This window comes from Aquimarina sp. 2-A2, from assembly GCF_045505135.1.
In the GTDB taxonomy this organism is placed as follows: Bacteria; Bacteroidota; Bacteroidia; order Flavobacteriales; family Flavobacteriaceae; genus Aquimarina; species Aquimarina intermedia.
In genome coordinates, this window is record NZ_JBJKFI010000005.1 from 236435 (window position 1) to 258168 (window position 21734).

Consider the following 21734-nt stretch of genomic DNA (forward strand, 5'->3'; position numbering starts at 1 on the left):
TAAATTCCTTTCTAATTGTGAATAGAAAGGAATTTATAAATTAAAATTTTGGTACGGACTTAAAAAGTTCCAATAAAGTGGCTTCCCTCTTTATTTACCAGCTCAGCACCTTTGGTTACCTCGCCAGTTTCGGTCTCTACAACGTAAATATTTCCATTCTTACCTACGGGAGCTTGTGTAAGATAGATTTCTGTACCATCTACAACAAAACCTTGGTATTGAAATAGGTAAAAATCAGGATCATAAGGTATGGAATCAATTTTTTGTGCTGTTTTAGCATTTAAGTCAGCTAAAGCAAAAAATCCTTGTGCACCAGCAACACCTTCTGCAGATCCAGCATGACGATAAGCAATTACTGCTTTACCATTAGATGCCGGTCTCCATGCAAGAATATAAGCATCTTGTACTCCTAAAGCCTCGTCAAGATTGAAAATATATGAGTTGTCATATTCATTGTTTGAATCAATCTTTAAGATATGAGAACCATTAGGATCGGCTTGATTTGCTTGATATACGCTACCATTGTATAGAAAAGCATTAATACTTCTGTATCCATTTGTATTGCCAATACCTACGGTAGATGTAATTACCGATGGGTTTAATAAAGAAGGGTAATCCAATACAATAGTTTTAGAACCTAAAATCTCGTAATCCGTATCACGCTCAGCAGTTAACGGATCTACTTTGCTAACACGTGCTCCTATATACAGTTTATTACCCGCTTCATTCAAAACAGGCATGTCAATCCTTGAGATATAATACCCAGCAGCTTCTTCCTCTGGACTTAAAGCCACATCGTGCTCTTGAAATTCTTTGATTAAGGAATTTTCCAAATCTAATGTAACAATTCCAATTTTTGCATTTGTACGTACATAGGTATCATCAGTGACATCATCAGTGCCTTTATCATCAATTATATTCTCTGTAGAGACATATACAGCAGCACCCGTTTTATCTCCATCAAATAATTTCACCCATCTTGGTGCAGATCCTACATATTGAGAAATATTTATTTCAGAACCAACGCGTGTAAATTCATTCCCACCGTTAACTTCATACTTCGTGTAGTTACCACCTGTATCTCCTGCGTAGCTAATATTAAAGATAGTATTACCATCTTCGGATGATTGCAATCTAGCTGTTCTATTTGAGGGCACTATTAATCCATTATCGAAAGGAGTAATAGATTTTGTAGGATCCTTAGCATCTTCACTATTCAATGCATATATTAAAGTTCCTCCGTTCCCGTCTCCTGGATTATCTCCCATACTTGCGGCAGCAACGGTTATCCATCTACTATTTTCTTTTTTCTCTTCTTCTGTAGCATTTAAATCATCATCACTACAACTAGCGGTAAGGACTAGTGTACTTAAAGCTACGGATATCGTTCTGAGGTTGAAAAATTTAATTTTCATAATATGATTGTTTTTAAAATTTATTTATAAAATAATTCAGTTTTAGGTAATATGCTCTACCTGGCTTTTGCACAGATAAATTATCGTATAGGGAAGCATTAAAGATGTTTTTAACATCAAAGCTTAGTACAAAATTGTTTTTAGGAAATGTATAGCTGACACCTATATCTTGTGCTAATTGTTGCGGAACTTCGAAAAACTCAGCTCCCGAAGTATTTTCTCCCTGAGGAGGCAAAAAGGAAAACGCTTCTGTAAAGTATGCATTGTAAAAAAGATTTAAATGCGTTTGTTTTTTGATAAAATTCTCAATCGAATAACGCATACCTGCATTCATTGTAAAGAATGGAGTGTTAGGAACATCTATCTCTATTCCCTTGTTTACTACCTTTAATTCAAAACGAGAAACATTAAAATTGAACCCAAAATTAGCATCATATATGTAGTTTACTTGTGCTTCTATACCTTTTGAAGTTCCACTGCCTTGATTTACATACAAAATAGTTTCATCATCTATATTTAAAGAGTTTTCGATCGGTAAACCAATTCTATCTTTTATATTTCTGGTAAAGAAGTTGGTAGCTATAGAGAAATCGTGTTTTTTTATTTCAAACCTTCCAAATCTAAACCCAAAATTATAATTATCACTTTGTTCAGGATTTATACCAGGGTTGGCTACAACGTTATCTCCGTCATTACCAAAAACTTCAGTTTCATCAGGCAGGCGAATGGCTTTTTCTGCCGAAGTTATTAAAGTGACGTTGGGTAAAAATGTGTAGGATAAAGCAAAACCATATCCATTATTAGCTGTGCTGCTGGTGGTGATTTCATCAACTATTTGGTTATTACCATTTGCATCAGATACAATAGTCGGATCTATATTTATAGTTTTTTGTTGGTAGTATTTCCCAAACAAATTTGCCTTTAGTTTATCCTCAAGTGCTTGCACTTCGTATGTCGCAGAAAATATATTTTTTTGAAGGTCTCTCGTACCGACAAATGTGTTTTCTAAAACAGACTGAAGAGCATCACTATCTTCGCGATCAATCTGGCTATAAAAATGATTGACTAAAATTTTATTGTGCTCATTAATTGCGTATGAAAGACCAGTTCTAACTGAGGCTACATTTCTTTCTATTTTAGCTAATGTTGGTCCGCCTTCTTGTTGAGAGCCCCAAGCATATTCAAATTCATTTCCTCTAAAATCAATAGCACGTTCTCCATTCCAACTGTAGGCTAGAGCGGTGGTATCATTTACTACACGATTTCTCTTACCATACAAACCATGTACATTAAAATCTAAGCCGTCTAAAAAAATATTTTTCTTTTGGTATGTAAGGCTTGTAAGTAGTGCATCAGACTCCATAAACCTACCTTTATAAGGGATCGTAGTCATAAAGACACCATGTTGAATCTCTTTATAATCGTCTGAACCCGTTATACCAATAAAAAACTGATCCGCCCATTTTACATTAGTAAAACCAAATTGAGCCACTGCACCAATTGATTTATAAGCGTCATTAAATCTTCTAGCGGTGATAGGAGTTTGTATACCACCTAAACCATTTACTACGATGCTTCTACCAGAAACCTTGTAATCATTATCAGAATAATTATAAAACCCAGAAGCTTTTACTGTGAATCCAGATTCTTTAAAACGATACAATCCATTAATATTAGTTGTAAATGTATTGAAGGATCCATAGGAAACAGAAGCATTAAAGTTGGTTTTTGTTCCTTTATGAAGTATAACATTAATAGCACCGCCCAAAGCGTCATCAGCCAAATATCCTGGAACTACACCTTTATACACCTCAATTCTTTTAATCATAGCAGGAGGGATGCTATTTAAGTTGAAAGAAGAACCGTATAATGAGATGGGAATTCCGTCAATGAATATACGTACAGCATTCCCGGATAAACCATTTAAACTATATTGTACATCTGAACCCAACCCTCCATTTTGACGAATATTTATACCCACACTAGTTTTTAATAATTCGTTAGTTTGAATATTTCTTTGACTGGCTTCCTTAGTTTCTAAAACATTAACAGAAAATCCTTTTTCTTCTATTCTGCGCTTTTCTGTTTTACTTTGAATATTTACTTCTTGCAGTGCTTCAACATTCTCTTTTAAATAAAAATTCTGTGTAACCTCTTGATCTACCTCATTTGCCTCAAAACGTATTTCTATTGATTTAGATAAAAATCCCATAAAAGAAGCTTTCAAAACATGAGTGCCTTGGGATAGATTGTTAAACACATAAAAACCATCATCATCGGTGACCGTTGCTTTAGTATTTTTATCAAGAACAACCGTTGCTCCAAATAGGGGTTGACCTAAACTATCAAAAATTTGACCTGAGACACGATTGCGATTGCCTTGTGAGTATACCAATAGTGTACTTGTAAAGGCGAAAAGGAGTAATTTTAAATTCACTTATTTAGACTTAATAAAAATAATTTTATATTTGCAAATGTATGTTGTTTAGAATTATTCTTAATAACGCAAAAAGAACTTATAATAACGTAAACAGAAGAAATGGAATTTCGGTTCAAAAGCTCAACATGTATTGGTGAAGAATTGGTGAAGAGCTTTAATAAAGATTTTAAAATTTCTTTTTTGTCAGAGGGTGAACATTCAGAGTTTACAGGTGGTGTCACTGGCACTGTTAAAGAAATTCACGTAGATAAGACGTTTGTACTTTTTCAAGATTATACTTCCACAGATATTGAAAGTCATACTGTACAAGTAGCTCAAAATCAACCCGTATTTTTACTTCAATATGTATTAGAAGGAGAATTACATGTTGCTTTACATGAAGATGCATCGACAGCGCTTACTTTAGGTAAAAATTTATATACCCTATTTTATATTCCAAAATCCACCTATGTATATAAATATACTAGCGATAAATGCCAAGTGCTGAACGTTTACTTTACTGAGTCTTTTTTAGAGAGTAAAATGGGAACAGGTATATTAAAAAGTTCGAAAAAATATCAAAAAGCTTTAAAAAAAGATCAGCCTTGCTCTTTTTTTGATGATGGTTTAGTGATTAATAATCAACTTAGAAATATTATTAAAGATTTGCTTACCTGTTCGTTTGAGAGTATTATTCGACAATCTTATATAGAATCTAAATTAGCAGAATTACTTTTGGTATCCTTAACATCCAATCGATCGTTGGGCTCGCGTAAAAAAATACGAGATGAAGATAAAGAGCGTGTAAGTAGCATAGAAGATTATATTAGGACAAATCTAAAGGAAGACTTAACCATTGAGAAACTATCTCAATTAGCAGGTTTTAATACCTCCAAGTTTAAAACCGTTTTTAAACAAGTTTATGGAATCCCGGTATTTAAGTATATAACTTCTTTGAGGATCGAAAAAGCTACAGAGCTGATCTTAAATCATGGATATACGATTGCTCAAGCCTCCTATGAGGTGGGCTATAAAAACCCTCAACATTTTACAGTTGCCTTCAAAAGACAGTTGGGGTATCTACCTAGTACGTTGTTAAATTAAAAGGTATCACACGTATATACATGGTAGATAAAAATAAATCACTATACCATGTTTAATATGAAAAATTGAAGAATACTCTAGGAGTACGCCACAGTATTCCTTAAGATAACTACATACCGTAAAATAAAAATCTTTGGCAACTAGCTTTTTTTTATATCAATGGTAAGAGGTAACAGATAGTTACTAACCGGGGAGGGGTTTTGACTTTAATTATCACTAAACTACATATTTTTTTGGTCTTTAGCTTTTAACACATTGATACTATCCCGAGAAGTCAGGAGACTTTTCGGAGTTAGGATTATAAAATTTTATAGCAAGTCCCCTTGTTAGCCAATCATAATCATAATGATGCTCCTGCCTCCGACGGATGAGGCTCGAAAGAGAGAAAGTCCCTACACTACCAGTCACACAAGCATGCGGAATTACTAAAAGGCTATCGTTGGAAATATTGACAACGCTTTAATGGCGTTGCCAACAATCCAACCATATCAAATCATTATTATGAGATAATTAAAATAATAAAATATCGTATTTTTAGACTATGACTTAGAAAAAGGCTTAACATAGGATACATTGTTGTAGGTAGTTTTTTATTCAGATTTTGGTAATTCAATTCCAATTATTTCCGCTTCTCCAATTTTATTTGGTCCTTCGTGAATCCACCATTTTCTTCCGATATCCATATATTCATCAATCGGTTGTCTCGATAAAAATCGGACTAAAACTTCTTTAGTTTCTCCAGGCATAATCCATTCATTTTGGTCAAATTGAATATCTCCCATATATGCATATTTGAATTGTCCATTAGTTTGGTATTCAAAAACGTGGTTTGGTCTGTATCCGCTTTTTATCCCAGTTTTTCTTCCGCCATTTTCTGTCGAAATGATTTTTAATTTTGCTTTAACGTGAATCAATTCAGGTGTTTCATCAAGGTCAAAATCTGTAATGCTATAATCAGTATATTTTCCGAAAGCGTGAGTGTCAAAAACTTTTCCGTAACCTAAATTCAGCCATCTTTTGTAAATCAATTTTCCATTGAAATACAAGTAAAGTTCATTGTCGTCTTTTATTTCCTTTCGTATTATCACAGTTCGTTTAAATGTTCGTTAAGGGACATCCTTTACACAGTTTAAAGATTAGACTTTACACTAAATTAGTTTCTAACCTTGTTAATTGTTGTTTATTTCTACGATGTCTCTCATCAAAGAAACTTAAAAATACATTTCTAAAAAAGACTTTCCAAATTCTATTATTATAAGACAGTTTAAGAGGGAAGATTTTATAAGTTTGAATAAATGAGGGACAAATTTCAATCTGGTGAACCGCCGTATATCTGCCTTTGCCGACAGGCAGGCGAGAGTCGTATTTACGGTGGTGTGAGAGGCGAACTCCGACTATTTTAGTCGGAGCCGTCTACCCGATTGTGTGTGGTTTTTTCAATTTCTCGTTTTGGTTATATGTTTATTAATCAACTCGCTCAATAGTGATTTGAGGTTGTCAAGTATTTCAATTGATTTATTAGCTTCTTTTAGCACAAATTTTATGAATTGCTCCTTCTTTGAGATTTTTATCTTTTTAAGGTAAACTCTCAAGTCATTAGGGAAATTGATTCTGTTAAGATAATCTGTTAAAGTTTCAGTCATTTGATCCCAGTCTTTGGGCAAATCGATGAACAAAGGATTTCTGTACTCTAACCAACCCTGTTCATCAGCATAATTCAATAATTTGATTGGTAACAGACTCTCTATTTCAATTTCAATTTGCAGGCCTCTTTTGTAAAATTCAAGAATGTTCAATGAGTGTTTTGCTTGAATAGCACCAATTTTTACAGCTTCTTGTTGATTAGAAGAGTTAAGCTTTTTTATTGCATCATTTTTGGCTTTAATACCTGCTTCGTCAGAATCAAACAAACCAATGGCCTTGACTAATTCATTTTCTGAATTTCGACTCAGTTGATGTCCCCAGATAACTAATTGCTGAGCTACCCAATTCGCCCCCGCATTTTTTTGACTTGTAATTATGAACTTGTCTTTAACGTCAATAAAATGACGATTTAGGACAAAATTAAACAAATCAACGTCTGTCAAACCTTCAACGAATAAAGTCGGCAGTAGTTCTTTTGTCAAATTATCAGAGGTACTGGTAACATTGGACTCAGAAATGTGATTTATAATTTTAATTAAAGGATTATGCCACTTAGTATGTGTTGGCGAATATTCGATAAGACACCAGATATCTGAGAATACGGGACATTTATTAGCATACTGGGATAAGCCTATAACATATTTTGGGGTATTAATTTTCTTTGCCTTTCGACTAATTTCACTTAAAAGTTGAAATCCACCATCCGTAAGTATTTTCGCATTCTTTCCTTTTCTCTCAGGTAAATATTGATCTAAAATTAGGAGGTCAATGGTATTCTCTTTTAGGAAGGCCATTGCACTTTGGATATCCTCAACCGTTCCAATATTAAGAGTTAGATTGGTGTCAATAAGAACCTTTGACACATCAGAAAGCTTATGGATGCTATCGTCTACGATTAAAACATTCATAATTTTTCTAATGCTGATTTTAGTTCATCTTCCCATTTTTTTTCACTAGAACTATATTTCACAAAACCATTATAGAACTCTTTAAACTCTGATTTAAGATGTTTATCTAGGTCAACTAAATCAATAAATGATTTGCCAATTCCAAATTCACTGAACATTGTAATTACTATGGTTGGAATTAATCTTTCTTTCCTTCTCATCTCACGCATAATCGTTTCTCCTCCAAACCGTTCAAAACCTTCCTGCTTCTTAACATTCTCTCTATCCCACGTTGGTAAGCTCATGTCAAGTAATAAAATATCATAGGAATTACCTATAAGTTCTCTAAGCCCAGATCTAAAAGAGTCTTTTGTAGTAATCTCTGCATTCGGAAAATTGGTTTTTACCACTTTTAATACAGCCTCCATCTTGATAAGGTTGTCCTCTATAAATAATATTTTTTTAGGCATCTATTTGGTAGTTAAATGATATTTCAACTCCGAAAATTACTTCAAGTGTGTTTTCTTGAATATTGAAGTCAAATGAATTCTTTCTTGATTTGATGTCGTAAACGAGTAGTTTTTTTATTTTTTCATAGCCGCTACCACGTTCCTTATTTACATATTCTTGATCAACTTCATCCTTCCATTTTTCCTTTATATTTTCAAAAGTAGTATTGAGTTCTAATGGGTCAATTGAGTCTTTATCGAAATTATTTCTAACGCTAAATATTAGATTGTTTTGGTCATACCTTACCGAAACAACAACTTCCAATTTATCATTGGATAATTTACTGTGAAGTCGAATATTTTCTATCAGATTTAGTAAAATGAATATGAAGTGTTTATAGTTATAAATAAGGAGGTTTTCATCTGCATTAATAATTGGTTGTATAGTTGTATTTGGATGTTGAATATTACTCGACTCGAAGCTGCATTCTATAATGGTCTTTACATCCATTGCAGCTTCCATTGTGCTGTCAGCAACTACAAACCAATTTGAGATATCTAGGATTTCATTTTGAAATTCAACTTTAGCATCGACGATATTCTGGTTAAGTTCAACTAAATCGGTTGATATCGATGCTATTGATTCTCCTAACTTATCCAATTCTTCGTCTATATTTTTCCTGAGAGTAGTTGTAAGATGTTCTGAGACACTCTTCAAATTGGACTCCGTCAATACTTTCAAAATAGAGAAAATATATTCTACAAATGTTTCATAGGAATCGTTTGCTCTTTGAGATTCTTCATACAGTAATTTGAAATAACTATCTGTAAAATGATAGTTGAAAAAGCCATGTTTTTTATTAGGATAATTTTCGGATTTCACCTGAATGTTCTCATCTACAAGAAATTGAATAATTGTGTCGATTTTCCTTGAGAAATCCTTGAGAATTTGCTGAATCTGATTTATGTGTTTTTCATCAAGATTTAAACTTAGCAGGTCATTCCAATGGGTTAGACTAGTATATTGGTTAGAGTCATCTTTTTTTGAAATGAGATGATTCTTATCAAAAACACTTCTAATTTGATTTTCAAGTTCCCCGTGCCTGATTCTTGTACTAAGCTCTCCGTCTAATCCATTCTTCTTATTGTATAGAAACCCATCTATTAATTCATTAACAAGTGATTTAAAGGAAAGAAAGGATGGGTTAGAAGTTAATTTTTTGGTGTCGACAAAAGCATCAAGAAAATTCTTCAATAAGGTTTTCGAATCATAGCTTTCAAAATCAAAATTTTCAGAGAATTCTGTCAGTAATCGATACCTCTGGTAACTATTCTGAAAATTATTCTCATTCGAAGACTCTAACATACTAGATGTTAGTCGAATTCTTCCTGAATTAACTTCTTGCAGTATTGATTGAACCTTTTCCTTTTGTGTTATAGAGGTTAACTCATTGATTAAATCTTCAGCGTTTGAGTGGTCATTCTGTATTAAGATTGATAAGATTTTTTTTCTCTCCTCAATGACATCTTCCTTTGAATTATAGTCGTAGTAGAATTTTTCTAACACTTCGATAGAACAACCGTGCTCTAGAATAAATAAGTGTTTTTTCAAATCAATTTCATCAATTGGTAGATTTGTTTCGGATGGCTTCTTAACGTTGAGAGATTCCAACCACATTTCTATGGAGACGAAACAATGGTAGTTGTCGAGATTATTCAGATAGAAAAAAAGCGCACTATCGATATGTCCAGAGATTGGATAGTTCCTTTCTATGATTGTTTCAAGGAGTGTTGCTGTATTTATACGTTTAGTTAAGTTCTTGTTATTAAAATAACTCGCTATGTATAAACCAATGGCTTCATCAAAATTATCAGTGTTAGCATATGAATGAAACAAAACAAAAGTTATCTCTTCAATAAAACTGTTGTTTCTAATGTCTTCTATATTAAACTTTGTTCCAATTCTAATGCATTCGTAAAAGTTTTTTTGTTTGAAAGCCCTTCTTAGTTGATAGAGTCTGAATTTAAATTTGCTAATTACTGCGCTTAAATCCTTCTCATCGACATCATATCCTGCGATTAATTTGACGCAATCACTTGTAGTTAGATTTTCGAAGTTTGATTCACACTTTACATTATCTGATAGTAATAGGATAAGTGGATTTGGATAATTTGAATGAAAACTAATATTGTTCTGTATTAGATTTTTTTGAGAGTAAATTCCAAGTGTGCTACCAATGAGGGCCAGCAGTTGTTTTGAAAATGATAAATTTGGAGTTGAAATGATTATTTTAAGCAGCTCATCGGCTTTTTGAACCGACTCATCTTCTATGCTGTATGTCACAAATAGTTTTCTTAGGAGCTCATCAAAATGCTCTGAAATATTTGTAGGAATAAATGGTTTTGCACTCTCGATAAGAGATTTCACATAAATCTCCCATAACTCCACTAAGCTAGGGGATTCATCAAGGATAATGGGAATTTCATAAATGCATTTTTCGTAATTTCCACCTGAATATTGTTCAAGTATTTCAATGTACTTTGAGGATTCAATTGTAACTTCTTTTATTCCACAAAACTCTTTTAATCGATCAATTCTATTGTCTTCAATTTCGGACAACTCCTCTAATGTGTCAATAGCTACTTGTTGATTAATTGAATCATTAGATGAAAGTAGTTCTGCTAAAAGATTGAGTAAAGCAATATATCTATCTATAATTGAAGATGATGAATCAGCGTAAATGAGAAAAGGGTATTGTTTATAATCTGAGATTAAATGGTAAGACAACTTATAGTTTAAGTATTCGAAATCATATTGATTTGCGGACCGTATTTCATTATTCAAAGAGCGATGGTAGTCGGAGCATGAAATAGCCTGTTCAGATTTTTTACTGAAAATCTGATTAAAAAAAAGAGTATACGAATTAGCTGAAGAAGCATTGGTCCGATTTGCGAACTTCCAATTTCCCTCTGTTCCATGCAGTTTTTCAGTTATGGAGTAGCGTATTTCCAGACCCCAATATGAAAAGCAAATTGTTTCATCAATTTCATCTAATAATTTTTCTGCATCTTCATTGTTACCTAATAGTAACTCTTTTTGAAGATCTCTTTCAAGGTTTAAGAAATTCAGAATTTCATTTTTAGAAAGTAAAATACTCTCTAAAACCCAAGCAACTTCACCTCCTAAGTTATTAGAAAAAAAGCTTGCTCTTGATTCTCTTAATTCAGCGTATGATTTAGGTCTATGCTTACCCAAAATATATGCTTTAGTAATTGGATGTTTGTAGGCCTTTCTAATTTCTTTTTTAAATCCTGAAAATGATAGATCTTTGAGACTGCTAATAATCGCAAGGGCGTTTTTAGGAGATTGAAATAATCTCTTGTTAATTGGAAGATTTACATGTCTTTTCTTTGCCATTATTGACTTTTATTCAATTTAGGCTAAATCAGAATTGATCGTACCTTTCTATTTTTAATCACACACAAAACTGTTATATAATCACCTTTAGTAACTATATATCTCTAATCTCAATACTAAAAGGTAACATATAGTTACCAACTGGGGTGGGGATTTGGTTTTAATGTTACTAAACTACATAAAATATTTGAGTCCATGCCTGTTTCTATATCAAAGGAGAATAACTTTACCTAAGATGAGGACACTTCAAAACTCTTCCAAAACCTATAGTTAGTGATCCATGGGTGTTTTCAGGCTTCCTTGGGCTATTTTTGCTCGCCCTGCGAAGGTTAGAGGGTTTCCGGCGCAACTGTATACCCGTCCTGCGACAGTTTAATGGCTTCCGGGGAGCGTGAGAACCGTTCCTGCGAACGTATACCATGCTCCGGGGAGGATTATAAGGCTTCCATGGCGGCCGGAGTGTAAGATCATTACCATGGAATGATCGTACAACTCGCAGGAAGCAGTTTGTATGACCCTGCGAGGCTACTTGGTGTCACCGGAGTGAGTGCAATGATTCCTGGAACGCATACTCTCTTCCCCGGAAGGGAAAATAACTAAGTTGCAAACCGGATGTGATAGTATCAAATACAATTATTAGATGTGCCCAAGGTCTTGATTAAAAAAAAGACCTTTCAAATAAATGAAAGGCCTAGGTACTTGTCAATTAAATTCCGTGTTTTTACAACACAGCACTTAACCTATTGTTTGGTTTTAGAAAGGCTGAAATACACATTGTCTTTCTGCACATTGCTGTCCGTATTCTGAGCACTCATTTGTACCGGGCAAAATACATTGTTTACGACCTCCATTAATAGAAAGTTGTTGCTTACGATTAAGTTGTTGTACTCCCGTGAATTCTAAAATGTTTTTTAACGTGGTATTTGTTTTAAAAGTTATAAAGTAAACTTACTCAATTTGCAGGAATTTCCTTTACGGTGCTGCCTCAAACAAAAAGCAGCCTTGACGTAACACAAGACTGCTTTTCTAAACACATTACATGGATGTAATAAAAAACTAAATTATCGTGGATTGCCCCACATGTATATTTTCAAAATTCACATTGGTATCAAAAGGATTTGCAATATAATCGGCAATAAAATCACCCACTTTTTGTGTCGACAAAGGTTGGTGACTGTTTAAATCGGGAGTAGTAATATGTAACTCCAATGCTTTTTCAACACCCTGCTCGATAACCGCAGCTTCTTCATTCAAATTAAAATGTCGTAGCAACATAGCCGCAGACAAAATCGCTGCAATGGGATTGGCAATACCTTTTCCTGTAGCTTGTGGATAGGACCCGTGAATCGGCTCAAACATAGCAAATTTATCTCCGATAGAAGCAGAGGCCAGCAATCCGATGGATCCACCAATCACACTCGCTTCGTCGGACAGGATGTCGCCAAACATATTTTCGGTCAGGATCACATCAAATGCTTTTGGATTTAAAATTAATTGCATAGCGGCATTATCCACAAACATAAAATCCAGTTGGACGTCGGGATATTCCTTCGCCAACTCGGTAACTACCTTTCTCCATAGTCGCGAACTTTCCAGTACGTTGGCTTTATCCACCAGCGTTAATTTTTTTCTTCTTTTCAGAGCTTCCTTAAACGCCAAATGTGCGATACGCTCGATTTCTTCTTTTGAATATTCACACAGATCAGAAGCTACCGTACCTTCATCATTAAGCGATTTCTTACCAAAATATATACCTCCGGTAAGCTCACGATATATCGCGATATCCGTACCTTCAATGATGTGTCGTTTTAATGGCGAATGCTCCAGCAGGGTAGGGTAGGCCTTTACAGGTCTGATATTGGCGTACAATCCAAGTTCTTTCCGTAGTTTTAAGAGTCCTTGTTCCGGTCGTACCTTGGCACTGGGATTGTTATCATATTTAGGATCCCCGATAGCACCAAATAATACGGCATCGGTTTGAGCACACAGATCCAAAGTTTCCTGCGGTAGCGCATCGCCTGTTTTATCAATAGCAATAGCACCGACAAGCCCTTCTTTAAACAAAAAAGTGTGATCGTAACTATGTGCAACGGCTTCAAGCGCTTTGATAGCTTGAGTAGTGACTTCGGGACCTATTCCGTCGCCCGAAAGTACAGCAATTTCTAATTTCATAACGTAATTTTTTATGCTTAGAAGTACGCAAGGCAGCTCTAAGCTGTAATTTTTCTATTTTTTTTCAATTTTTTGTTTCTTCGAAAGTTTCGATAGCGGCTAAATTGCTCAGCAGAAAATCGATATCATCGTATCCATTAATCATACAGGTTTTTTTATAACTGTTGATTTCGAAGCTTTCGGAAGCATTGGTAGCTTTTAATGTTACTTTTTCATGCTGAAGGTCCACCTCAATTACGGTATTAGGATCTTGCTCAATTGCCTGTAACAGGGTTTCTAAAAATGCAGCCGAAACCTGCACCGGTAACACCCCGTTATTCAAAGCATTCCCTTTAAAGATATCTGCAAAAAAACTAGAGATGACGACCTTAAATCCATAATCATGGAGTGCCCAGGCAGCATGTTCTCTACTGGAACCACATCCAAAATTATCTCCGGCCACCAAAATCTGACCGCTATAGTTATCGTTATTAAGCGGAAACCTTGTATTTACGCTTCCGTCTTTTTCATAACGCCAGTCTCTAAATAAATTTTCACCAAATCCCTCTCGTGTGGTTGCTTTTAAGAAACGCGCCGGTATGATTTGATCCGTATCGATATTTTGAATCGGTAAGGGAATCGCTGTCGAGGTTATTTTTATAAAAGGCTCCATATTAGTTGAGGTGTTTGGTGATATCAATAATTTTTCCGTGAACTGCGGTTGCGGCAGCCACCAGCGGACTCGCTAAAATGGTTCTTGAACCTTGCCCTTGACGTCCTTCAAAGTTCCTGTTTGAGGTAGAGACACAATATTCTCCTTCGGGAATCTTATCATCATTCATGGCAAGACAAGCAGAGCAACCCGGTTGACGTAGCTGAAACCCTGAGCTTTCAAATATTTCGTTAAGACCTTCTTCCTTTATTTGTTTGGCAACTTGTTGTGAGCCGGGCACTAACCAGGCGGTTACATTGGAGGCCTTTTGTTTGCCTTTGATATACTGCGCAGCCACTCTAAAATCTTCAATACGACTATTGGTACAACTGCCTATAAATACATAATTAACAGCTTGATCAATCAGAGATTGTCCTTTTTTGAAATTCATGTAGTCCAGGGACTTCTCAAATGTTTTTGATGTATCCTGCGGAATAGATTCAGAAATTTTGATTCCCATCCCCGGATTGGTTCCATATGTAATCATCGGAGCGATATCTTCGGCATCAAAATGATATTCCTGATCAAAAATAGCATCGGTATCTGTAGCAAGGGTTTTCCAATAAGCTACTTTTTTATCAAAAGCTGCTCCCTGAGGTGCAAATGGTCGTCCTTTTACATAATCAAAGGTAGTTGCATCGGGCGCAATCATTCCGCCGCGAGCACCCATCTCAATACTCATGTTACAAACCGTCATTCTGCCTTCCATACTCATTTCTTCGAAGACGTTACCTGCATATTCGCAGAAGTATCCGGTACCCGAATTGGTACCCAGTTTGGAGATAATATAAAGAATCACATCTTTGGGTAACACTCCGGGACGTAGCGTGCCATTAACATTGACACGTAGACTCTTTGGTTTTTGTAATAGCAAACATTGACTGGCAAAGACCTGAGCTACCTGACTGGTACCAATACCAAATGCAATACTCCCAAAAGCACCGTGCGTAGAGGTATGACTATCTCCGCAGACAATGGTCATTCCCGGTTGGGTTAATCCCAATTCGGGGGCCATGACATGGACAATACCATTATATTCATGTCCTAAACCATACAACGGAATGTCATTTTTCTCACAGTTTACAGCGAGTTGTGCCAATTGTTTACGAGACATCTCGTCCTTAACAGGGAGATGTTGATCGATGGTTGGCGTGTTATGATCTGCAGTCGCAACAATTTGCTTAGGTCTAAACACAGGAATAGACCGCTGTTCAAGTTCGTTGAACGCTTGCGGACTGGTTACTTCATGAATTAAGTGTTTGTCAATATATAAAATTTGGGGACCGTCTTCTATTTCTTTGACTACATGTGCATCCCATACTTTATCAAATAAGGTTTTTTTCATAATTTTTCTTATAACATATACATTACTATGCTACAGCAGCAATCGCAACATTAGTTCTCTTCATAATGTGATGTAGGTCGTTATCTTTAATTTCTTTCTTTTTATCTGCAAACTTTAAAAACTCACAGTAGACTTCATCCAATTGTAATTTTGTTAATTCGTACCCCACTTTTTTAGCACGATAGGCGAGTGCCGCCCTTCCGCTTCTAGCAGTAAGCACAATAGAGGATTCAGTGACTCCAACCTCGGCAGGATCCATAATTTCGTAGGTTTCTCTATTTTTAATGACACCATCCTGATGTATTCCCGAACTATGCGCAAAGGCATTGGCTCCAACGATAGCTTTGTTTGGTTGTACAGGCATTCCCATATGATCAGAAACCATTTGACTGGTTGCATATAATAATTGAGAATTAATACCGGTACTAAGATCCAGGTATGGATGTTGTTTCATGATCATGACAACCTCCTCTAACGAAGTATTACCGGCACGCTCACCAATACCGTTGATAGTACATTCAATTTGTCGGGCGCCGTTTAAGACACCCGCAATCGAATTTGCGGTAGCTAATCCAAGATCATTATGGCAATGACACGACAAAATGACTTTATCAATTCCTTTGACATTTTCTTTCAAATACTTAATTTTTTGTCCGTATTCTTCGGGTAAACAATAACCCGTTGTATCGGGAATGTTGAGTACAGTTGCGCCTGCTTTGATCATGGCTTCGCAAACCCGTGCAAGAAATTCATTATCGGTACGTCCGGCATCTTCTGCATAGAACTCAACGTCTTCAACAAAAGATTTGGCGTAGGTGACTGCGGCAATACCACGTTCGATCACTTGCTCCCGTGTAGCATTAAACTTATATTTTATATGAGAATCCGAGGTTCCGATACCCGTATGAATTCTGGGTCGTTTTGCTAATTGTAAAGCTTCGGCCGCTACTTTAATGTCATTCTTTACGGCCCGTGTAAGTCCACAAACCGTCGCATTTTTAACCAGTTTTGAGATTTCGTATACCGATTGAAAATCTCCGGGACTCGATACGGGAAAACCTGCCTCAATAACATCCACTCCCAGTGAATCTAATTGTTGTGCAATTACCAGTTTTTGAGCAGTATCTAATTTACAACCCGGTACTTGTTCGCCATCTCGTAGGGTGGTATCAAAAATTTGAACTTTATCAGTACTCATATGTCTTATGGGATTATCTATTATTAAAGTTATAGTGGCAGTAAACTTTCTTAAAATACTACCTTGTATATTTCTTTTTTGTCTTACGAATTTATATTTTGGGAATGTTAAAGAGATAGAATTCTGATTAGCTTTTACAATATCAAAATAATCGGTTAGTCTTATAATTAACTAATAACCAATATTTTAATTAAGTTTTTCTTACAATGACTAATGATCAAAAAGACCCGTTATTCGTTTTGGTAAAATCACTTTCAAAATCAGAAAAGCGACAATTCAAAGTATATGTGGGTCGCTTGGGAGGTAATACAGATGCAAAATTCTTGGCGCTATTTAATCACTTGGATAAATCTGCATCCTTAGATGAACAAGAGATTATCAAAAAGGGAATTGTAACCAAATTACAGCTATCAAACTTAAAGGCGCATCTATATAAACAGATATTAGTAAGTATGCGACTGAGTCCAGTGCACCAAAATGTACGATCTCAGATTAGGGAACAAATGGATTTTGCTACCATTCTTTATCATAAAGGGTTGTACAAGCAAAGCCTTAAAATTCTTGAAAAAGCTAAGAACCTCGCGATTGAAAATGATGAAAATACAAGCGCCTATGAGATAGTGGAGTTGGAAAAAATTATCGAAACTCAATATATCACGCGTAGCATTCATACCCGAGCCGACGAATTGACAATTCAGGCAAAGGAGTTGAGCATGAAAAATGTCCTGACCAGTAAGTTGTCTAATCTATCGTTGCAGTTATACGGTATTATGCTTAAAACCGGTTATGTAAAAAATGATACAGAACATAAGATTATAACCGAGTACTTTCATGACAAGTTACCTACCTATGATTGGAGTTTACTTGGTTTTAGAGAAAAACTCTGGTTATATAAAGCGCATTTATGGTATAGCTTTATAGTACAGGATTTTATAAGTTGTTATAAGTATTCAAAAAAATGGGTGGATCTGTTTTATGAGTATCCCAAAATGATTACCCTTAATCCGGTATTTTATATGCGGGGGAATCATTACTTGTTAGAATCCCTGTATTTAATCAAAGATCAATCACAACTTAAAAGTACTTTAATTAAATTCGAGCAAACAATTTCCTCCAAAACGTTTCCTGTAGATGATAATATTGAAATGTTATCATTTCAGTTTGTGTATAACAATCGGCTGAATGTACATTTTTTGGAAGGTACCTTTACTGAAGGCGAAGGATTGGTTCAACCCATTCTAAAAGGTATAAAAACGTATGGCGATCGTATGGATGATCATCATATTATGGTATTCTATTATAAGATCGGTTGTTTATATTTTGGAATGGATGAGTATCGTAAATGTATTGAGTATTTGTCAAAAATTATACATAATAAATCCTTGCGAATGCGGGAGGATTTAATGTGTTTTGCGAGAGTATTGAGTCTGGTGGCGCATTATGAAGCCGGAATGGATTACCATCTCGAATCTCAATTGCGGGAAACCTATAAGTTTTTAATTAAAATGGATGATCTGCACGAAGTGCAAAAAGCGATGATCCGATTTTTGAAGAATCTGGGAGATATCTTTCCGCATCAAATTAAGGATGAGTTTAAGAAATTACATAAAACATTGAAACAATACGAAAACCATCCTTACGAGAAGCGTGCCTTCTTATATTTGGATATTTTATCCTGGTTAGAGAGTAATATAGAAGGGAAGCCGGTGGCTCAGATCATTCAGGAAAAATCAAAAGTTTTAATTAGATAAGCACTTAATGCATAAAACTACGCACCTACGACATGTCTTAGAACTCAATCTTGCCATGCTTTTTATAAGTACCTCAGGTGCCTTGGGAAGATATATTGAATTGCCCGTGCCCGTAACTATAGGGATTAGAGCCCTATTTGCCGCCATCTTGTTGTTTTTATACTGTCGATGGAGAAAAATATCTTTTAGCATCGAGCGTAAGGATCTATTATCTATTTTATTTACGGGTGTGCTTATGGGCTTACACTGGATTACTTATTTCTATGCGCTACGATTATCCAATGTAGCCATCGGAATGTTATCCCTTTTTACCTATCCTGTAATCACTGCACTATTGGAACCCTTGCTGCTGAAAACAAAATTTGATCGTAGTCATTTATTTCTGGGAGCACTCGTATTGATTGGTGTTTATTTTTTGTTACCTGAAATGGATGTGGAAAATTCCGTTACTCAAGCCGTCATTTTAGGAATACTCTCAGCTTTATTTTATGCGCTGCGTAATTTAATCTTAAAAGCTAAAGTGAGTACCTACAATGGATCAGTACTTATGTGGTATCAGTTGGTGGTAATTTTTATCTTTCTATTACCTACTTTTTATTTTTATGAACTTTCACAAATAAAAGAGCAATGGGAGTTTTTGTTGATTTTGGCTTTTCTGACTACCGCAGTGGGGCACACCTTGTTTTTACAGAGTTTTAAACAATTTTCTATTACTACAGCAAGTATTATCAGCAGTATGCAGCCTATTTATGGAATTATTTTGGGGATTATCTTTTTAGGCGAAATTCCGGCATTGAATACCTTTATCGGGGGCGGACTCATTCTATGTTCGGTTGTAGTAGAAAGTATACGTTCCTATAGATCTACATGAATATCATTACGTTATCTTACAATATATTTCTATAATGTACGTTTTTTGTGTTGTTGATAGAAAAAATTGGTTTTTCAACTGGTTTTTCTATCTTTAAAATATTAAAAACCAAATCTATTTATTATGAAAATTAAATTGTTAAGCAGTGTTTTGATCATGTCTTTGTTATTCGTGTCCTGTTCAAGTGATGACGATAGTGGAGAACCAACCGGTGGAGAAGCTGAAGCTACCATAGTATCCAGTGGTGATGTAGAATTCTCATTTGACGATTCAGCACGTTTTTATGCATCCAGTACGAACAAGATGTATAGTGAAGGTGAAATTGATGCTGATGCGGTAAAGGTTATTGATATTGTTGGAGATAGTGATCAAGTTTTAATTGCTTTTATAAGTCCATCTGGTGAAAGTACTTCAGTTCCAAGTGGTACAGTTACAAAGTTCCAACATACAAACGTGAGTATGACTGCTGCAGAATTTGATGCTATGGAAGATGATACTAAGTTAAAGACACTTACTGTTGTGGATGATAATGAGTCAATCAGTCCGAATGATTATGAAGGTAAAATTGTTCTTTTTGAGAATGCAGCTGGTAAAAAAGGCGCGATTAAATTAAAGAATTTAAACAGAACTCGCTTACTAGTAGATATTAAAGTGCAGAAGTAAGCATTTATCAAAATGTATAATCTTAGGCCTTGCACAATTTGTGCAAGGCTTATTTTTTGCACGCTTCCCAAACAGGATCTTTTGGTGGAGGCGCTGTGATATGAATTGGTTCTTTTTTAACAGGATGTATGAATTTTAATTCCCGTGCATGTAGATGAATACTCCCATCTTTATTACTGCGATCTGATCCGTATTTAAGATCACCTTTTATGATACATCCAATTGTGGCTAACTGTGTCCGTATCTGATGATGACGTCCGGTATGCAAGTCTATTTCCAGTAGGTAATAATGGTCTAATTTTTTGAGAAGTCGGTAGTCCAGGACTGCCTTTTTACTCTCTGCTATTTCCTTGGGGTAGGCATACGATTTATTCTGCTTTGTGTTGCGCTTTAACCAATGTGTAAGCGTGTCCTTATCATTTGGAGGTAATCCCTTGACCACTGCCCAGTAGGTTTTTTTGGCTTCTTTTTCTGCAAATAGTTTATTAAGTCGGGGCAATGCTTTGCTTGTACGCGCAAAAACTACGATACCGCTAGTAGGACGATCAAGACGGTGAACCACACCCAAATACACAGCTCCGGGTTTATTATATTTTTGAGCGATGTATTCCTTAACTACCTCGCTAAGCGGTTGGTCTCCCGTTTTATCACCTTGTACAATATCTCCTGGACGTTTATTTACTACAATAATATGATTGTCCTCATAGAGCACCTGAAGATTATCCTTGGTAGAAAGCTCTTTATTCATGAATTAGTATATCTGCGAATACTATAGCTGCTGCAATGGGTTGCATGCAATCAAGTATTTTAGTACTGTTCTTCATCACTCGGAAAGTCTACTGCTTTTACATCAGTTACATATTGTGTAAAGGCATTCGTCATCTCAGTATATAAATCCAAATAACGTCTCAAAAATCTTGGATGAAACTCATGTGTCATTCCAAGCATATCATGGGTAACCAGAACTTGTCCGTCAACACCGTTACCGGCTCCGATACCAATTACTGGAATCGTAAGGCTTTGTGCTACTTCTTTAGCTAATTTGGCTGGAACTTTTTCTAAAACCACAGCAAAACATCCTGCTTTTTGAAGCATTAAAGCATCTTCCTTCAATTTTTGTGCTTCTTCTTCCTCTTTTGCGCGAACGGTGTAGGTTCCGAATTTATATATGGATTGCGGCGTAAGTCCTAAATGTCCCATTACCGGGATTCCGGCATTAAGAATTCGTTTGATGGATTCTTTAATTTCTTTTCCCCCTTCCATTTTAACAGCATGCCCTCCGGATTCTTTCATTATACGAATAGCAGAGCGTAACGCTTCTTTAGGATCACTTTGATAGCTTCCGAAAGGTAAATCTACCACAACTAAGGCTCGGTTTATAGCACGAATCACAGAAGAGGCATGATAAATCATTTGATCCAGAGTAATAGGTAAAGTAGTCTCATGGCCCGCCATTACATTCGATGCAGAGTCCCCAACCAATATTACATCAACACCGGCACCATCCACAATCTTTGCCATGGTGTAATCATATGCGGTAAGCATAGATATTTTTTCCTGGTTAGCTTTCATCTCTATTAGAGATTTCACTGTAATACGCTTATAATCTTTTTTTGCTGTGGACATACTCTTGAAAATTTGAATGATGCAAAAGTACTAATTTACTAAGATGTGACAAGTTGAAAATAGACTCCATTCCCCCGGTTT

16 protein-coding genes are annotated in these 21734 nt (G+C 35.5%); 4 read left to right on the plus strand and 12 right to left on the minus strand.

Going from position 1 to position 21734, the window contains the following annotated elements; genetic code table 11:
• Positions 1–59 precede the first annotated feature (59 nt).
• Together ACJRPK_RS13140 and ACJRPK_RS13145 are read right to left on the minus strand one after the other, a co-directional pair.
• Complete coding sequence (locus ACJRPK_RS13140) at positions 60–1415, minus strand: hypothetical protein (protein ID WP_407140552.1); 1356 nt, start codon at positions 1413–1415, stop codon at positions 60–62.
• 13 nt (positions 1416–1428) lie between these two features.
• A complete protein-coding gene (locus ACJRPK_RS13145; protein WP_407140554.1) occupies positions 1429–3852 on the minus strand; it encodes a TonB-dependent receptor in 2424 nt (807 codons plus the stop codon).
• Between the two features lie 102 nt (positions 3853–3954).
• Here ACJRPK_RS13145 and ACJRPK_RS13150 point away from each other — a divergent pair, with 102 nt between their 5' ends.
• Complete coding sequence (locus ACJRPK_RS13150) at positions 3955–4938, plus strand: helix-turn-helix domain-containing protein (RefSeq protein WP_407140555.1); 984 nt, start codon at positions 3955–3957, stop codon at positions 4936–4938.
• A gap of 590 nt (positions 4939–5528) precedes the next feature.
• On the opposite strand, the gene ACJRPK_RS13155 is transcribed toward ACJRPK_RS13150, so the two are convergent.
• The 8 genes from ACJRPK_RS13155 to ACJRPK_RS13190 form a co-directional block, all read right to left on the minus strand.
• Entirely contained in the window at positions 5529–6026 is a 498-nt protein-coding gene (locus tag ACJRPK_RS13155) for a hypothetical protein (protein ID WP_407140557.1), read from the minus strand.
• Between the two features lie 348 nt (positions 6027–6374).
• Positions 6375–7490 (minus strand): response regulator, encoded by a 1116-nt coding sequence (locus tag ACJRPK_RS13160; RefSeq protein ID WP_407140559.1) that lies wholly within the window; start codon positions 7488–7490, stop codon positions 6375–6377.
• A complete protein-coding gene (locus tag ACJRPK_RS13165; RefSeq protein WP_407140560.1) occupies positions 7487–7939 on the minus strand; it encodes a hypothetical protein in 453 nt (150 codons plus the stop codon). Before ACJRPK_RS13165 ends, ACJRPK_RS13160 begins: the two co-directional genes overlap by 4 nt.
• Positions 7932–11336: a hypothetical protein gene (locus ACJRPK_RS13170; protein ID WP_407140562.1), complete on the minus strand. Its 3405-nt coding sequence runs from the start codon at positions 11334–11336 to the stop codon at positions 7932–7934. The genes ACJRPK_RS13165 and ACJRPK_RS13170 overlap by 8 nt, the downstream gene beginning before the upstream one ends.
• A 1056-nt stretch (positions 11337–12392) precedes the next feature.
• The gene (gene leuB / locus ACJRPK_RS13175) at positions 12393–13508 is read right to left on the minus strand and encodes a 3-isopropylmalate dehydrogenase (RefSeq protein WP_407140564.1); all 1116 of its coding nucleotides are present in this window, start codon (positions 13506–13508) and stop codon (positions 12393–12395) included.
• Positions 13509–13572: 64 nt separating this feature from the next.
• Positions 13573–14160: a 3-isopropylmalate dehydratase small subunit gene (gene leuD / locus ACJRPK_RS13180; protein WP_407140566.1), complete on the minus strand. Its 588-nt coding sequence runs from the start codon at positions 14158–14160 to the stop codon at positions 13573–13575.
• Position 14161: 1 nt separating this feature from the next.
• Positions 14162–15544, minus strand: coding sequence for a 3-isopropylmalate dehydratase large subunit (gene leuC, locus ACJRPK_RS13185; RefSeq protein ID WP_407140568.1), 1383 nt, complete (start codon positions 15542–15544; stop codon positions 14162–14164).
• Between the two features lie 25 nt (positions 15545–15569).
• On the minus strand, positions 15570–16742 hold the full coding sequence (locus ACJRPK_RS13190; RefSeq protein ID WP_407140570.1) for a 2-isopropylmalate synthase: 1173 nt from the start codon (positions 16740–16742) through the stop codon (positions 15570–15572).
• A gap of 206 nt (positions 16743–16948) precedes the next feature.
• Here ACJRPK_RS13190 and ACJRPK_RS13195 point away from each other — a divergent pair, with 206 nt between their 5' ends.
• The 3 genes from ACJRPK_RS13195 to ACJRPK_RS13205 all read left to right on the plus strand — a co-directional run bounded on the left by ACJRPK_RS13195 (position 16949) and on the right by ACJRPK_RS13205 (position 20027).
• Entirely contained in the window at positions 16949–18493 is a 1545-nt protein-coding gene (locus tag ACJRPK_RS13195) for a hypothetical protein (RefSeq protein WP_407140572.1), read from the plus strand.
• 7 nt (positions 18494–18500) lie between these two features.
• Positions 18501–19364, plus strand: coding sequence for a DMT family transporter (locus tag ACJRPK_RS13200; protein WP_407140574.1), 864 nt, complete (start codon positions 18501–18503; stop codon positions 19362–19364).
• Positions 19365–19487: 123 nt separating this feature from the next.
• On the plus strand, positions 19488–20027 hold the full coding sequence (locus ACJRPK_RS13205; protein WP_407140576.1) for a beta-barrel fold lipoprotein: 540 nt from the start codon (positions 19488–19490) through the stop codon (positions 20025–20027).
• 49 nt (positions 20028–20076) lie between these two features.
• Here ACJRPK_RS13205 and ACJRPK_RS13210 read toward each other — a convergent pair whose 3' ends face one another.
• Positions 20077–20775 carry an RluA family pseudouridine synthase gene (locus tag ACJRPK_RS13210; RefSeq protein WP_407140578.1) on the minus strand — a complete coding sequence of 233 codons (699 nt, stop codon included), beginning with the start codon at positions 20773–20775 and terminating at the stop codon, positions 20077–20079.
• A gap of 59 nt (positions 20776–20834) precedes the next feature.
• On the minus strand, positions 20835–21653 hold the full coding sequence (gene panB, locus ACJRPK_RS13215; RefSeq protein ID WP_407140579.1) for a 3-methyl-2-oxobutanoate hydroxymethyltransferase: 819 nt from the start codon (positions 21651–21653) through the stop codon (positions 20835–20837).
• Between the last annotated feature and the right edge of the window lie 81 nt (positions 21654–21734).